The sequence below is a fragment of the Actinoplanes sp. NPDC049802 genome (genome assembly GCF_040656595.1).
In the GTDB taxonomy this organism is placed as follows: Bacteria; Actinomycetota; Actinomycetes; order Mycobacteriales; family Micromonosporaceae; genus Actinoplanes.
The window spans coordinates 1-14601 of sequence record NZ_JBFAMR010000120.1 but is presented as its reverse complement, the minus strand read 5'-3'; the positions used below and the strand labels follow the sequence as shown (position 1 = coordinate 14601).

Here is a 14601-nt window from a genome sequence, read left to right as displayed (position 1 = left end):
GCATTCCACCGTGAAACACCAGACACCACGCGAAGCACGTGTCTGCTATCGTCCACCCATCGCCCTCGCGGCATGAAACTCCGGTGTCCGGTCCCCGGGTGGAACTTCACCTGTCGTCATGAGGGACACGAACCTAACGCTCAACAACGAGACTGGAGTCATGACCAAGTCAGGCAAGAACAGCGGTGGTGGGCGGTCGACGGCGATGACCACGGAGGCGGCGGCCCGGATGCAGTCGGCCGCGGCGAGGCACCCGTCCAGCAGCACCGCACGGACCGAGGCCGCGCCCCGGGCACAGCGGGCCGCGGCGCACAACAACAGCCGGAACGGCGGCCGCCGGTCCGCGAAGTAGCCGCCCATCCGGATCGGACAGGCCGGCCCTCACTCATGGGGTCGGCCTCACTCATGGGGTCGCCTCGCCGGGTCCCGGTCGTTGGAGTGCCCGGATCTGGTGTGTGAGCGGCAGGTTCCTGTCCCGGGGCGTCGTGGCCGAGCAGCCCTGTGGCCAACTCGCCGCCGACGAGACGTCGACCGCAGTGATCAGCTCGTCGGTGACGCGGGCTGCCACGGCAGCCGTTTGGCCTGCCGGGCCTGCTTGAGCGCCGACCGCCACCGCTTCTCCTGCGCGGCCGGGTCCGGCGCGGCCGCGGCGTCCGGGGCGGCGGCCAGCGCGGTGCGGATCTCGTCGAGACTCCAGCCTCCAGCGAGCAGCCCGGCCACCTGGTGGGCCAGCGACGCGACTCGGCCGCGGGCACGTCTGCGCTGCGCGTCGGTATCGCCGAGCTTCCACGGCAGCGCGTCGACGACGCTGTCCGCCGCGTCCAGGAACGCCTTCACGTCGGGGGGAGTGTTCGCCTCGATGGTCACAGCCCGGATCCCCGCCTACCGCGGGCCCCGCAGGCCACGCCGGGCAACGCCTCGGCTGGCACGGCCCATCCCACCCCCGACACCGGCAGCGGACGCCGTCGACGCCACGGGGACGGACCACACCCGGACACCTGGCAACACCAACAGGCCACGGGTAAAGATGTCGCCGAGGGGTGCCCGTAGTCCTGGCGGAAAAGACCAACGGATATGGCTGACCTCAGCCTCGATCCACCGCTGAATGTTGAGACGGCGGTACCCCGGGGTATAGAAAGTACCCTCTGAACTGGGGGGATAGGAGTTCTGACGCTTCTATTCCGCCGGTCCGCGAGGGCACCTTGCAGGTGAGATTACGCTATGACGCACCGGTGACGGCCGTGACGTTCGATGATCCGAATCTGGTGTCGTGTGCCGGGCTGGTCCCGATGATGCGCCTGGCCCAGCAAGCCGGCCTGCACGACGCGGTCTCCGATCGGGTGTCGCTGCCGACGGACAAGGGCGTCAACCCGGCCGGGAAGGTCGCCACGACCGTCGCGGGCATGCTCGCCGGCGCCGACAGCATCGACGACCTCGACATCGCCCGGCACGGCGGCATGAGAACACTGTTCACCAGCGTGTACGCGCCGTCGACCCTCGGCTCGTTCCTGCGCACCTTCACCCACGCGTATGTCCGGCAGTTGCAGGCCGCCGCCCGTGACACCCTGATCGGCCTGGCCGCACGGGTCCCACTGCTGGCCGGCGCCGACGTGCTCACCTTCATCGACGTCGACTCGATGCTGCGCCGGGTCTACGGAAAGCAGAAGCAGGGCATCGGCTTCGGCCACACCAAAGTCGGCGGCTACAACGTCATGCTGCGCGGCTACAACCCGCTGATCGCGACCCTCTCGACACCCCTGGCAGCGCCGGTGATCGCCGCCACGCGCCTGCGCGGTGGTAACGCCGGCTCCAGCCGGGGCACGGCGAGCATGATCGCCGAGACGATCACCACGGCCCGGGCGTGCGGCGCCACGGGTGAGATCGTAGTCTGGGCCGACTCGGCGTTCTACGCCAAGGCCGTCATCGCCGCCTGCCGCCGCCGGGACGTGCGGTTCTCGGTCACCACCCGTATCGACACGAAGATCCGCACCGCCTGCGACAGCATCACCCACGATCAGTGGATCGACATCAAGTATCCCCAAGCGGTGATCGCGTGACGTCCAGGCAACAGGATCCCGCGGGTCGTCTCGTCGGTGTCGGCTATCAGGGCCGCACCGTCGAAGAGCTCATCATGCAGTTGCACGCGCTGGGGGTGTCCCGGCTCGTCGACGTCCGGCTGACTCCGCTGTCGCGCAAGCGAGGGCTGAGCAAGACCGCGCTCGGGAAGGCGCTGCACGACGCCGGCATCGTCTACGAGCACCGCCGGACAACCGACCCAGGTTCGCCGGCACCGGCGCCGCCCGCAACCAGGCCCGCACCCGGTACGCCGACTGCTGGCACAGCCGCAGGCTCGCCAGGCGCTCGAGGACGTCGCCGCCGCCGGTCGCCAGGAACGCGTCGCCGTGCTCTGCTTCGAGGCCGACGAGGACCACTGCCACCGCCAGGTCCTGATCGAGGAGGTTCAGCGGCGTCTCGGTGCCGGCACCGACCATCGCCCACAGCGACAAGACAGTTGCAGATAGACAGACTGTCATGTCCGGTGAGATCAGGGAAAGCAGCGCCGGCCCGGAGGAGAAGACGCCAGTCCGGCCAAGCGATATCCGGGATGGATTCCGGGACGCCTGCACGACGCACGATGATGAAAAGCCGCCCCCGATCGTCACGATCGGGGGCGGCTTCCGCATTCCGTCAGCGCTTCTCGCAGGCGATCTTGTCCTTGTCCCGGTCGCGGCCCTTGTTCGCCTCGTACAAGGCGTTGTTGCGCTTGAAGTTGGTGACCGGCTTCGTCGTCCCGCGGACCTTGTCCTTGGCGCCCTTGCGGCCCACCCCGTGCGGGTAGTCCTTGTTCAGAGCGGCGCACGTCTTGTACGTCTTCGGCGCCGCCTCGGCTGGGCTGGTGGCCACGACGGTGCCGGTGGCTGCCAGCAGGCCGGCCATGACGGCGGCGGTGATGCGCTGACGCATGAATGTCCTTTCGAACGGATGGGGTCCGAGAAGGGTACTGAATCGGTCACGGCGTGCGATGTCGGTCGATCGTCCGCTCCCGAGCAATCACCCACCCGTCCCCCTCTCGTGGCACTACGCTCCGGCCGGTTCGGCGTGGCTTTCGATACGGCGGACCGCTTCGGTGGCCATCTGTTGCAGGAACACCGTCTGTTCTGCGGTGAACCGGCGCGGCCTCAGGTCGAGAGCACACAGCCCGCCGAGCGCATGCCCGTGCGGTGACACCAGCGGTGCGCCGAGGTAGGCACGGACCCCGGCCACCGTGACCAGCGGGTTGTCCCGGTGATTCGGATCGGCGGTGAGGTCGGGAATGCCGCACACGCTCCCGCTACGCAGCAGGGTGGTGCAGAACGCCCACTCGATCGGGGTGCCGCCGGCCTCGGCCAGCCAACCGGGAATCGGGCCATGCCCCGCGGCGAACGCCTGGGCCCGATCGAGCAGCACGGTGATCAACGCGAACGGGGTGCTCAGCCGTGCCGCGACCGTATCGACTACCTCGGTCAGCCAGGGCCGGGCCTGTTCCCGGTCCAATCCCAGCCGGGCGATCTCGTTCAATCGGCCAGGTTTGGTGAGCTCGGGGCAACGTGCGGGCACGACGTGACCTCCTGCTGGGCAAGCGCTTCGTAGGTGATAACGCGAATCTTCAGCGACCGGCTGGCCACCCGGGCCAATTCCGTCACCGTCATCAGGTGGTCGGCCATCCGGCGCAGGTCCTCCGTCCGGTGCACCGGCCGGGCCACCCCCAACTGCCGGGCCGCCATCCGCCACAGCGCCTCGGCTAGTTCCCGGCCGACCTGCTCGGCCAGATCATGTACGGCGCTGTCCTCACTGATCGGCTCCGGGTCTCGCATATCGATCTTCGGCACGGTCATGATCGCCTTCCGGGTAGACGTCACAGCGCTGGTCCTCTCCCGCTGGCGCGGGGACCGGGGGCAAACAACAAACCTCGCTGACGTATCGGCGGGACAGGCTCATCCCCCTTTCTCACGTCGATCATGCACCCACAACAGGCCATCCCGGCTCCGGATCGGTGACAACAAGCGATACCCCCCCGCAGCACCGCGAACAGCATCGCCCCAGCTCAACCCTGCTATCAGCCGGATGATTCCCGGCGTCTCACCCAGCTTTGCCTCGGCTGGCAGCCCCGACGCCCGCCCGGCACCGGAAGGTCTGTCATCCGAACCGGGGCCGCCCGCCGACCCGGGGCGCAACCGGGTCCGGGGCGGCACCGCAGTCACAGGTCCATGGAGTCACAAACCCACAGCCCCGCTCAGGAGCGCACCCCAAGCCGTCCCCGCCGCGACTCACCCTTGGGGTGGCCCTCACTCATGGGGTCACCGCTGCGGCGGTCACGGGGTTGCCGGTGGGTACGGTTACGATGCGGTCAGGTCGATGCACCGGTCCGACTCCGAGACCCGCATGACGCGCCCACGCCGCGTCCAGGACGACAACAAGCGCCTCAGCCGACGTGCCAGGTAGACAGCTCTCCCCCGCAGATGCCCACCCATGGACGCCGCGGCCGCGGAGCGTGGACTCCGACCGGGCAAGGACACGTCATGGTGTGCAAGGACCAGCGCGCAGCCCCGTGAGCTGGCCGCGCGTGACGGCATCCCGTACGCCCGCGCGCTGCGCGAGGTGCGCCGGCTGCTTCCCGCGGATCAACGACAACACCCTCATCGAGGAGAACCAACCATGAAACGCGGCATCCACCCCGACTACCACCCGGTCGTCTACCGCGACCGCAGCGTCGGCTTCGCCTTCCTCACCCGGTCCACCGCCGCCAGCGACAAGACCGTCGAATGGGAGGACGGCAACACCTACCCGGTGATCGACGTGGAGATCTCCGCGGCAGCCACCCGTTCTGGACCGCTAGGAAACGGCTGCTCGACACCGCCGGCCGGGTGGAGAAGTTCCGCGCCAAGTACGCCCGCGCCGCCGAGTGATCAGTGATGGGCGGCACCGGAGTGCCGCTCATCACCTCCGGTCACGAAATCGAGCAGGTCATCGATCATCTTGCCGGTCGACTCACTCGACAGCGAGTAGTAGACCGGCTGGCCCCGGCGGCGACGCAGGACCAAGCCCGCGTCGGCCAGGTGGCGCAGGTGGTGTGAGATCGCGGTCGGGTGCGCCGGTACGACCTCGCTCAGCTGCGCCGGGGTGGCCTCACCGTCGCGCAGCACCATCAGGATGTGCAGACGGTGCTGGTACGCCATACCCCGCAGGACCTCGACCGCCCGGTCGAGGTGAGCCGGATGAGTCAAATCGGCGCTCATGCCGGCACCGTCCGCACGCGTGTCCCGCGCGCGATCCGGCCCAGCCGTTGCAGGCCCCACGACAGCACCAGCGCCGCGGTCGCGGCCAGCGAGATGCTCGCGCCGGCGGCGACGTTCCAGCTGCTGGAGACGTAGAGCCCGGCCAGCCCGCTCGTGATGGCGAACGCGATCGCCAGGACGGTCGCGACCGGTAGCCGATCGGACCAGAGCCGGGCGGCCGCGGCCGGCGCGACGATCAGCGACAGGGCCAGGATCGTGCCGACGGCCGGGACCACGGTCACCACGACCAGCACGATGGTGAGCAGCAGAACCACGTCCCATCCACTGGCCCGGATCCCCGAGGCGCGGGCGCCGACCGGGTCGAATCCCGCGTACAGCAGCGGCCGGGCACACAGCAGCAGCACCAACGCGACCACGGCCAGCACAGCGGCCGTGACGATCAGGTCGAACGCGCTGACGGTGAGGATCGAGCCGACCAGGAAGGATGACAGGTCCCGGCTGAACCCGCTCTGCATGGCCACGAGCGCGGCGCCGAGCGCGAACCCGCCGGATACCAGCACCCCGGTGGCGGCCGCCGCGTCCTGGCCGCGCCGGCGGGTCAGCGCGGCCACCCCGAGAGCCACGACCGCGCCGGTCACGACGCCGCCGAGCAGCAGGTTCACCCCGATGATCGAGGCGGCGACCACGCCGGGGAAGGTGGCGTGGGTCAGCGCCATGGTGAAGAACGACAGCCGCCGCACGACCACCTGCACCCCGATCAGCCCGGTCAGCGCGCCGACGAGGACCACCTCGGTGACGGCCCGGTGCATCACGTCATCCCACCAATTCATGCGGTGACCTCCTCGGCAAGGGAATCGGCAGCGCGGGACGACGGCGATCTCGCCACAGCCGTACCGGTAGGAGCAGCAGGTAGGCCAGCACCAGCATCAGGACCACGGCCGACGCCGAGGTCAGCGCCACCCCGTAACGCAGCGAGGCGGTCCAGCTCAGCAGCAGTCCGAGGTAGCCGGCCGCGAGGACCAGCCCGGTGCCGGCGACGGCCATCAAGACGAGCCGGTCGGTGACCATCCGGGCGGCGGCGGCCGGGATGATCAGCAGCGCGACGACCAGGATCGTGCCGACCGCGCGGACGGCGGCGACCACGACCAAGGCGAGCATGATGTTGAGCCCCAGGTCCAGCCAGCCGATGCGCAGCCCGGCGGCGGCCGCTCCGGCCGGGTCGAAGGCGCGGAACAGCAGCGCCCGCGCCCCGAGCGCCAGTGCCACGAGGATCACCACGGAGAGCACGGCGGTCTCGGCGATCTGCCGCGGCGTCACGGTCAGCAGCCGGCCGAAGAGAAAGGCGGTCAGATCGGAGGTGTACGACGTGCGCCGCGAGACCAGGATGACGCCGATCGAGAACATCGCGGTGAGCAGGACCGCGGTGGCGGCGTCGTCGGTGAGCCGGGCACTGCGGGTCAGCACGGTCAGCGCCACGGCGGTGAGCACTCCGGCCACCAGCGCGCCGGTGAACAGACCCTCGATGCCGCCCGCAACGAACCCGACCACGACACCCGGGAACACCGTGTGGGTGAGCGCGTCGGACACGAACGACAGCCGGCGCACGAAGACGAACACGCTGACCGGGCCGCAGATCAGCGCCAGCAGCGCGATCTCGGTCAGGGCGCGGCCCATGAACGGTACGGTGAACGGCTCGATCATAGGTCGACCAGCACCATCCGGCCGTCGGCCAGGTCGATGGCGGAGCTGCCGTACGCCCGCCGTAGCGGCTCTGCCATGAGGGTCTCGCCGGGTCCGCCCACCGCCCACTGGCGCCCGTTGATCAGGCAGACCAGGTCGGCGAGGTCACGGGCGACGGCGAGGTCGTGGGTGCTGAGCACCAGCGCGGTGCCGTCGGCCGACAGTTCCCGCAGCACCCGGACGATGGCCTCCTGGCTGACCGCGTCGACGCCGTTGAACGGCTCGTCGAGCAGCAGCAGCCGAGGCCGGGCTGCGATCGCGCGGGCGAGCAGCACCCGCTGCCGCTGGCCCCCGGAGAGCAGGCCGAACCGCATGCCGGCCCGGTCGGCGAGCCCTACCCGATCGAGGGCCTCGGTGACCGCCCGGCGGTCGGCGGCACGGGCGGGCCGCCACCAGCCGAGCCGCCGGTAGCGGCCCATCATGACGACCTGCCGGACGCTGACCGGAAAGTCGGAGTCGAGGTTGCCGGTCTGCGGCACGTACCCGGTCAGCTCCCGGGCACGGGCCGGAGTCCGGTCGAGGACGATGGCCTCGCCGTCGAGGATGTCGGCGAGGCCGAGCACCGATTTGATGAGAGTGGACTTGCCGGCGCCGTTCGGGCCGACCAGGGCGAGCCGCTGCCCCGGCCCGAGTTCGAGGTCGACGCCGGTGACCACGGGAGTGCCCGAGTAGCCCACGCTGACCCCGGCCAGGCGCAGGGCGGCGGTCTCCATGTCAGCCGGCCAGCGCGTCGACGATGACCTGCGTGTTGTGCCGTTCGGCACCGAGGTAGGTACCCTCCGGGCTGTCCGGCGCGCCGAGGCTGTCGCCGAACAGGGCGTCCTCACCGGCTACCACCTTGACGCTGGCCTGCTGCGCGATCGCCTCGGCGGTCTTGGGCGGCAGCGAGCTCTCCGCGAAGATCGCCGTGGTACCGGTGGCCTTGATCTTCGCGACCAGGTCGGTGAGCTGCTTGGCCGACAGCTCGGCCGAGGTGTCGAGGCTGGGGATGACCGACCCGACGAACTCCAGATCGTAGCGGGCGATGTAGTAGCCGAACGCATCGTGGTTGGTGACCAGCTTGCGGTCGGCCTTGTCGACCTTCGCCCACGCGGCGGCGTTGTCGCTGTCGAGCTTGTCGAGATCGGCGCTGTAGGCGGCGAGGTTCTTCGCGAACGCGTCGGCCTTGGCCGGTTCGGCCGCGGCGAGACCCTTCTGGATGTTCGCCACCATGATCTTGGCATTGCGCGGGTCGTGCCAGATGTGCGGGTCGTGCTCCTCCGCGTTCGCCTCACCCTCCTCCTCGGCGTGCTTGCCCTCTCCCTCGTGGTGACCACCTTCGCGCAGGGTGACGCCTTCGCTGGAGTCGACGACGGTTCCCTTGAAGCCGGCCGACTCGATGGTGCGGTCGAGCCATTCCTCGAGGCCCACGCCGTTCTTGACGACCAGCTTGGCGGTGGCGATGGCCTGCAGGTCGGCGGGCGTCGGCTCGTAGTCGTGCGGGTCGACGTTGGGCTTGACGATCTGGGTGACGGCGACGTCGGCGCCACCGATGTTGCGGACGAAGTCGGCGACCTCCGGCGTGGTGGCCACGACGGCGAGCTTCGGGCCGCTCGTCGCGGACGAGGCCCCGGCCTCGGGGGTGCCGGAACCACAGGCGGCTAGCGCGGTGGTGGCCGCGGCGATGGCGGCGGTCCAGACCAGACGATGGGCGTACTTCATCGGTTCCACTCCTGTCACTGAGGAGTGGAACGATAATCATTCTCAGAAACTATCGTCCAATGGCAAAGTGACGATGTATTGAGGTCGACTACGCGGCGCAGTCGCGGCACGTCCCGAAGATTTCGATGGTGGGCTCGCGCCTCGAAGCCTCCAGGTGTGGACAGTGCGGCCGACTACCCTGAAGATGAAAATCGATATCGTGTTCATCACCACCGCATCCACAGGCGACAGCTCCTCGATTCCCTCGCCACCTGCTACTGTCTGCGCGAAAACGATATTCGTTTTCATTAGTTTCGTGGAAGGAGACGATGCGTGAAGGGACCCTCCACCGGGGTCGCGTCCAGCATCGCTGGTCTCACCCTGGCAACCGCCGTCCTGTTCGGCGCCGCTCCGGCACGCGCCGCCGACCCGGTGGTGCTGTCCAGAGGGCACACCGACGCTGTCGACGTGCACTACGAGAACGGCGCGCTGACCTTGAAGGTCAAGGACGACACGGTGAGCCCCGCGGTGGTACGCGACCCGGCCGACGTGACGTTCCAGGTGCTGCCCGCCGCCGAGACCGTCGTGCCGGACCTGCCCGCCTTCTCGTTCCTGGGCACGCCCGGCAGCAAGATCTGGATGCTCCCACAGGTCCAGGATCCGGCTCTGCTCTGGCCCGGCTGGAACACCACCACCCTGAAATCCGGCGTCTTCTTCGGCGACAAGATCCGCCTCAGCCTCGTCGGGGTGGACGGCCCCGGCGACGTGACCCTGTTCGACACCAACTCCCTCGGCATGCCGAACATCAAGTTCCGCAGCAACGACGGGCTGCCCGACCGGCTCGACGTCCCGGTCCACACCCACGCCCACGCCGGGTGGGTGTTCTCCGCGACCGGCACGTACACGCTGAAGTTCCAGGCCGACGCCACACTGCCCAACGGAACCACGCTGACCACCGGGTCGGTCGGCTACCGGTTCGTCGTCGGAGAACTGCAGTCCGGCGGTGGCGATCTCAGCCTGGGCATCTCCGGCATGTCCGAGGGTGAGTACCAGCCCGGCGACACCGTCACGCTGCAGGCCGTCCAGTCCCCGCAAGGCTCGCTGACCAAGTACCGGTGGTTCAGCAGGAAACCGACCGAGGACGAGTTCATGCCGATCGAGGGCGAGACCAGCGCGTCGTACGGTTTCACCGCGACGCGGGCCCTCAACGGCACGCAGTACGTCGTCAAGCTGTACGACGGCGAGAGAGTGGTGGCGACCAGCACCGAGGTTTGGCTGTGGGTGGCGTTCCCGCCGGAGGGCAGCAGCACGGCCAAGTCGGTGACCGCCACCATCAACGCGTCCGACGGCGCCCTCGTGATCAGCGTCGATCCCGGCAACCGCGCCGTCACCCTGCCCACAGCCGTGCTGTCCGCGGCAGGCGACCGGTGGGAGAGCACCGGCGCGCTCAAGCCGGTGACCGTCACCGACACCCGAGCCGCTCAGCCCGGCTGGACGGCGTCCGGACAGGTCGCCGACGGGTTCAAGACCGAGGACGGCAAGACCTTCGCCGGTGGTTACCTCGGCTGGACACCCAGCATCACCGCACAGGGTGGCCAGCAGGGTGTGGTGGCCGGGCCGGTCGCCCACCCGTACAACACCGTGCAACCGCACACCGGCCTCGGCGGCAGCGCCGTGCTGGCGTCCGCACCGAACGGCAAGGGCCTGGGCAGCGCCCAACTCGACGCGGCGCTCAAGCTCAGCGTCCCGACCGACACGGCGGCCGGCACCTACACCGGCACCCTGACCCTGACCGCCATCTGAGACGTCGCGGGGCGGCTCCGGCGGTGACCCCCTGTCCCGGCCGCCCCGCGACCCCGGTCCAACGAAAGACCCCCTCATGCGTACCCGCATCGCCGCAGCCGCTCTGGCTCTGGCCGTCCTCGTCCTGCCCGCACCGGCCCAGGCCGCCCCCGGAGACGACTCGCTGACCTGGTCGGTGTCACCTTCGGGCCCGAAAGGGCCGAACGGGCGACCCGCACTGGACTACAAGCTCGACCCCGGCGCCACCGTGACCGACCACGTCGCCGTCACCAACCACTCGAAGCAGCCGCTGACCCTACGCGTCTACGCCCATGACGCGTTCATCACGGCCGGTGGCGGCTTCGACCTGCGCGCCGGCAACGCCGTGCCCATCGACGCCGGCCAGTGGATCAAGCTCGGTCAGCAGCGGATCACGCTTCCGGCGTCGTCGCGGGTCGTCGTGCCGTTCACCCTCACCGTCCCGACCAACGCCACGCCTGGTGACCATGCGGCCGGTGTCGTCGCCTCCTTGGTCGCCGATACCACCGATACCGCCGGCAACAAGGTCTCCGTCGACCACCGGGTCGGCAGCCGCGTCTACCTGCGCGTCACCGGACCGCTGCAACCTTCGCTCACCGTGACCGATGTCAAGATCCAGGGCGCGACCTCCGGGAATCCCCTGCGGCTGCCGCGTGTCACCGCGACTTTCACCGTGGCCAACACCGGCAACGTACGCCTCGGCGGCACCCCGTCGGCCCGCATTGAGGGGCCGTTCGGGCTCGGCGCCCGCACCACCACGGCAGCCGCGATCCCGGAGATCCTGCCCGGCGGTTCCCTGACCAGCACCGTCACGCTGAACACGGTGCCACCCCTGTTCCGGGAACAGCTGACGCTCGACATCCTGCCCGCGCCCGCCGACGGCCGCACCATCGATCCGGCACCGGTCCGCGCGGTCTCCCAGCACACCCTCTGGCTGATGCCGTGGCCGCAACTGGCTCTCATCGCCCTCGCCGCCGCCCTGCTCGCCGCCCGCCGCCGGCACCACCGCCGCATGCAGGCAGCCCTCGCCGCCGCCGAGAAACGCGGGCGCGAACAGGCGAACGCAAACCTCGAGAAGGAAGGAACCCGATGACCCGCCGGAGAACCCACCGTCTGCGCAAGACGGTCGCCGTCGCCACCACCTCGGTCGCGATGGCGTTGACCGCTGGCCTACCGGCGGTCGCGGCCACGCCTGCCGACGGCGCCGACCTGATGGCGCTCTCCGTCGAGTCCGGCGGCCTGCGGCTGAGCTTTCGCAGCGCCGCGAAGACCGACACCGATCCGCAGTCGGTCAGGTTCACCACCTCGGGCTCACCGGTCGGCGTCATCCCTGACGACCCGGCCTTCGCATTCCTCGGCCGCCCCGGCGCACCAGTGTGGTCGCTGCAGGACGGCTCGCCGTTCTCCACCTTCGACACCACCGCCATCACCAAGGGCGAGGTGACCCTGGAACTCACCGAGGTCGAGGGCTCCGGCGCGTTCGCCGCTTACACGCTGTCGGAATGGGGACGGCCCACCCTGCTGCTCGACAGCGACGGTCGGCGCAGCACCCGGCTGCCCGCCGGGCAGCGGGTGGGCGGCGTGGTGTGGTTGTTCGACGCCGTCGGGGAGTACCGGGTGACGCTGCGGGCGACCTCGCGCACCGGCGCGAAGATGCTGCGAGACGAGGCGGTTTACACCGTGTCGGTACCCGCTGGAGCCGAGGCCGTCCCGGCGAAGCAGGCACCCCGGGTGCAGCGGACCGCCCCGGCCACTACGACGGCCAGGGAGTCCACCGCCGCGGAGAAGGCCGTAGCGGCGGTTACCTCGGTCCCTACCGCTACCGGCAGGAAGGTCATCTCCGACGGGCACGTCGACATGGGTCCGGTACTGGACGGCGGCAAGTTGACGATCCGGCTCAAGGACGACAGCACCACTCCCCCGACCTGGCGGGAACTCACTGACGTCACGCTCAAGGTCACCGACAAGGCCCTGATCGACGTGCCGTCGGGTGCCGGGTACGCGTTCCTCGGCAAGGCCGGCGACAAGGTTCACCTGCTGCCCCAGTCGCAGCAGGCCGGCATCGTCTGGCCCGGCTGGAACACCCAGCACGAATCCGTGGTCAAGGGCACCAAGGGCACCGTCACCTGGCGCCTCAAGCAGGTCAGCGGCCCGGGTCAGTTCAAGCTGTTCCTGACCGGTTCGTTCGGCACACCCAAGGTGATCTTCGACTCGGCCAAGTCGCTGCCGCAGCAACTGGGCATCGCACCGAACACCCATGCGCATGGCAACTGGGCCTTCACCAAGGCCGGGATCTACAAGCTCACCGTCGACATGGCCGCCACCACGACCGCCGGGAAGAGCGTGTCGGACACCAGGACCCTGACCGTCGCCGTCGGAAACTCGACGGACACCGGCGGCGGAGACGACCCGGGTCCGGACAACGGTGGTGGATCAGCCGTCGACGACAAGAGCGGCGGGGGGCTCGCCAAGACCGGCACCGACATCATGTCGATCGCCGGCGGCGGAGCACTCCTGCTCACCGCAGGCACGGCCGCCGTCGTGCTCGCCCGGAGGCGTCGCAGCGAGCCCGGTCACGTGTCCACTCCCGACCCTTCCCCATGAAAATGAATACCATTAGCATCTAATCTGCCCGGCGATCGGACGCCGGACCCATCCAAGGAGAATTCCCTTGCGTAAACCGCTTCGCCTTCTGCTCGGCAGCGGCATCCTCGCCGCCGTCCTGCTCGGCGCCGCCGTGCCCGCCCAGGCCACCGACACCGTGGTGCTGAGCGCCGGGCACGTCGATGTGGTCGACCTCGCCTATGAGGACGGTGTCCTCGAGATCGGCGTCCACGACGAGACCGTCGAGCGCGCGGTCGACGACGTGGTCTTCCTGGTCAAGAATGCTGCGAAGACCACGGTCCCGGCCGACCCCTCGTTCGGCTTCCTCGGTGTCGCGGGCAAGCCCGTCTGGGTCCTGCCCGAGATCCCGAACGAGGAGCTGCTCTGGCCCGGCATCGCCACCGAGGAGATCGAGAGCGGCGTCTTCGCCGCCGACACGGTCACGCTGAGGTTCGAGAAGGTCACCGGCGCCGGCCGCGTCGCCGTCTTCACCGAGAACGCCGTCGGCGCCCCGAACGTGCTGGTCAACAGCGGTGACGGTTTGCCCGACGCGCTGCCGCTCGCGACCGGCACGCACCAGCACGCCAGCTGGGCGTTCCAGAAGGCCGGCGTCTACCTCATCAAGGTCCGGGCGACCGCGAAGCTAGCCGCCACCGGCCAGACCGTCACCTCGGAGCCGGCCGTCTACAAGTTCGTGGTCCAGCCGTGAGGGCCGCCGCGGTCCTCGCCGCCGCGGTGAGCCTGGTGGTCGCGGCCGCCGTGCCGGCGCAGGCCGCCACCGTCACTCTCACCAGCGGCCACGTCGACGTCCTCGACGTCGACTACACCGCCGGATCCCTGGTCCTGAACGTCAACGACGACGTCGCCGAGCGCAACCCGGCCGACGTGGTCTTCCAGGTGCCGGCGGCCGCGAAGATCACCGTGCCGGCCGGCAGCGCATGGTCGTTCCTCGGCACGGCCGGAAGCACCGCGTGGGTGCTGCCGCAGGGCAACACCAGCGGTCTGCTCTGGGCCGGCTGGAACACCGCGGAGGTTCCGTCCGGAGTGTTCCAGAGCAACTCGGTGACCTTCCGGCTGAACAGTTTCACCGGACCCGGCCACGTCAGCGTCTACACCGTCTCGGCCGGCACCCCGACCAGGCTGTTCGACTCCTCCAACGGCCTGCCCGACACGCGGACCGTCACCTACAACGCACACACCCACGCCAACTGGGGCTTCACCGCGGCCGGAACCTACACCCTCAACTTCGAGGTGACCGGCAAGCTGATCAGCACCGGAGCCACGATCACCACCGGCGTCAAGGCGTTCACCTTCACCGTCCTGCCGTAAACGAGGTGGGTCCGCTCCAGTGGAAGTGGAGCGGACCCACCGCCCACCGTACCCGGAGACCGATGAAACGCCTGCTCGCCGCCACCCTGCTGCTCGGCGCCCAGGCCGGCCCCCCGTGGTCGAAGGCCAGGCCAGCCAGCCGGGCGCCCCG

General features: G+C 69.6%; 17 protein-coding genes and 2 pseudogenes. 10 read left to right on the top strand and 9 right to left on the bottom strand.

Going from position 1 to position 14601, the window contains the following annotated elements:
• Positions 1 to 160 precede the first annotated feature (160 nt).
• On the top strand, positions 161 to 352 hold the full coding sequence (locus AB0I88_RS39190) for a hypothetical protein (RefSeq protein ID WP_361036981.1): 192 nt from the start codon (positions 161 to 163) through the stop codon (positions 350 to 352).
• 188 nt (positions 353 to 540) lie between these two features.
• On the opposite strand, the gene AB0I88_RS39185 is transcribed toward AB0I88_RS39190, so the two are convergent.
• A complete protein-coding gene (locus AB0I88_RS39185) occupies positions 541 to 867 on the bottom strand; it encodes a hypothetical protein (protein WP_361036979.1) in 327 nt (108 codons plus the stop codon).
• Positions 868 to 1241: 374 nt separating this feature from the next.
• Between AB0I88_RS39185 and AB0I88_RS39180 the strand changes: the two genes are divergently transcribed.
• The 3 genes and pseudogenes from AB0I88_RS39180 (at position 1242) to AB0I88_RS39170 (ending at position 2522) form a co-directional block, all read left to right on the top strand.
• Positions 1242 to 2057, top strand: coding sequence for a transposase (locus tag AB0I88_RS39180; protein ID WP_361036977.1), 816 nt, complete (start codon positions 1242 to 1244; stop codon positions 2055 to 2057).
• Positions 2018 to 2254 (top strand): annotated as a pseudogene (locus AB0I88_RS39175) (DUF488 domain-containing protein); the annotation flags it as partial. The gene AB0I88_RS39180 and the pseudogene AB0I88_RS39175, both read left to right, overlap by 40 nt.
• A gap of 76 nt (positions 2255 to 2330) precedes the next feature.
• Positions 2331 to 2522, top strand: coding sequence for a DUF488 domain-containing protein (locus AB0I88_RS39170; protein WP_361036984.1), 192 nt, complete (start codon positions 2331 to 2333; stop codon positions 2520 to 2522).
• Between the two features lie 166 nt (positions 2523 to 2688).
• Here AB0I88_RS39170 and AB0I88_RS39165 read toward each other — a convergent pair whose 3' ends face one another.
• The 3 genes from AB0I88_RS39165 to AB0I88_RS39155 form a co-directional block, all read right to left on the bottom strand.
• Complete coding sequence (locus AB0I88_RS39165) at positions 2689 to 2964, bottom strand: excalibur calcium-binding domain-containing protein (protein ID WP_361036975.1); 276 nt, start codon at positions 2962 to 2964, stop codon at positions 2689 to 2691.
• Between the two features lie 114 nt (positions 2965 to 3078).
• Positions 3079 to 3558, bottom strand: coding sequence for a GAF domain-containing protein (locus tag AB0I88_RS39160; RefSeq protein WP_361036973.1), 480 nt, complete (start codon positions 3556 to 3558; stop codon positions 3079 to 3081).
• Entirely contained in the window at positions 3555 to 3875 is a 321-nt protein-coding gene (locus AB0I88_RS39155; protein WP_361036971.1) for a hypothetical protein, read from the bottom strand. Before AB0I88_RS39155 ends, AB0I88_RS39160 begins: the two co-directional genes overlap by 4 nt.
• Before the next feature lie 820 nt (positions 3876 to 4695).
• Here AB0I88_RS39155 and AB0I88_RS39150 point away from each other — a divergent pair.
• Positions 4696 to 4946: pseudogene (locus tag AB0I88_RS39150) on the top strand (type B 50S ribosomal protein L31).
• Here AB0I88_RS39150 and AB0I88_RS39145 read toward each other — a convergent pair.
• The 5 genes from AB0I88_RS39145 to AB0I88_RS39125 are packed head-to-tail and all read right to left on the bottom strand — an operon-like array spanning position 4947 to position 8717.
• Positions 4947 to 5276: a metalloregulator ArsR/SmtB family transcription factor gene (locus AB0I88_RS39145; protein ID WP_361036969.1), complete on the bottom strand. Its 330-nt coding sequence runs from the start codon at positions 5274 to 5276 to the stop codon at positions 4947 to 4949.
• A complete protein-coding gene (locus AB0I88_RS39140; RefSeq protein WP_361036967.1) occupies positions 5273 to 6106 on the bottom strand; it encodes a metal ABC transporter permease in 834 nt (277 codons plus the stop codon). Before AB0I88_RS39140 ends, AB0I88_RS39145 begins: the two co-directional genes overlap by 4 nt.
• The gene (locus tag AB0I88_RS39135) at positions 6090 to 6977 is read right to left on the bottom strand and encodes a metal ABC transporter permease (RefSeq protein WP_361036965.1); all 888 of its coding nucleotides are present in this window, start codon (positions 6975 to 6977) and stop codon (positions 6090 to 6092) included. Before AB0I88_RS39135 ends, AB0I88_RS39140 begins: the two co-directional genes overlap by 17 nt.
• Positions 6974 to 7729 (bottom strand): metal ABC transporter ATP-binding protein, encoded by a 756-nt coding sequence (locus AB0I88_RS39130; RefSeq protein WP_361036963.1) that lies wholly within the window; start codon positions 7727 to 7729, stop codon positions 6974 to 6976. Before AB0I88_RS39130 ends, AB0I88_RS39135 begins: the two co-directional genes overlap by 4 nt.
• A gap of 1 nt (position 7730) precedes the next feature.
• Positions 7731 to 8717 (bottom strand): metal ABC transporter substrate-binding protein, encoded by a 987-nt coding sequence (locus AB0I88_RS39125; protein ID WP_361036961.1) that lies wholly within the window; start codon positions 8715 to 8717, stop codon positions 7731 to 7733.
• Positions 8718 to 9062: 345 nt separating this feature from the next.
• Here AB0I88_RS39125 and AB0I88_RS39120 point away from each other — a divergent pair, with 345 nt between their 5' ends.
• The 5 genes from AB0I88_RS39120 (at position 9063) to AB0I88_RS39100 (ending at position 14450) form a co-directional block, all read left to right on the top strand.
• A complete protein-coding gene (locus AB0I88_RS39120; RefSeq protein WP_361036983.1) occupies positions 9063 to 10499 on the top strand; it encodes a choice-of-anchor M domain-containing protein in 1437 nt (478 codons plus the stop codon).
• Between the two features lie 76 nt (positions 10500 to 10575).
• On the top strand, positions 10576 to 11610 hold the full coding sequence (locus AB0I88_RS39115; RefSeq protein WP_361036959.1) for a DUF916 domain-containing protein: 1035 nt from the start codon (positions 10576 to 10578) through the stop codon (positions 11608 to 11610).
• Positions 11607 to 13121, top strand: a complete 1515-nt coding sequence (locus AB0I88_RS39110; RefSeq protein WP_361036957.1) for a TIGR03773 family transporter-associated surface protein — start codon at positions 11607 to 11609, stop codon at positions 13119 to 13121. The genes AB0I88_RS39115 and AB0I88_RS39110 overlap by 4 nt, the downstream gene beginning before the upstream one ends.
• Positions 13122 to 13188: 67 nt before the next feature.
• Complete coding sequence (locus AB0I88_RS39105; protein ID WP_361036955.1) at positions 13189 to 13830, top strand: choice-of-anchor M domain-containing protein; 642 nt, start codon at positions 13189 to 13191, stop codon at positions 13828 to 13830.
• Complete coding sequence (locus tag AB0I88_RS39100; protein WP_361036953.1) at positions 13827 to 14450, top strand: choice-of-anchor M domain-containing protein; 624 nt, start codon at positions 13827 to 13829, stop codon at positions 14448 to 14450. Before AB0I88_RS39105 ends, AB0I88_RS39100 begins: the two co-directional genes overlap by 4 nt.
• Positions 14451 to 14601 lie beyond the last annotated feature (151 nt).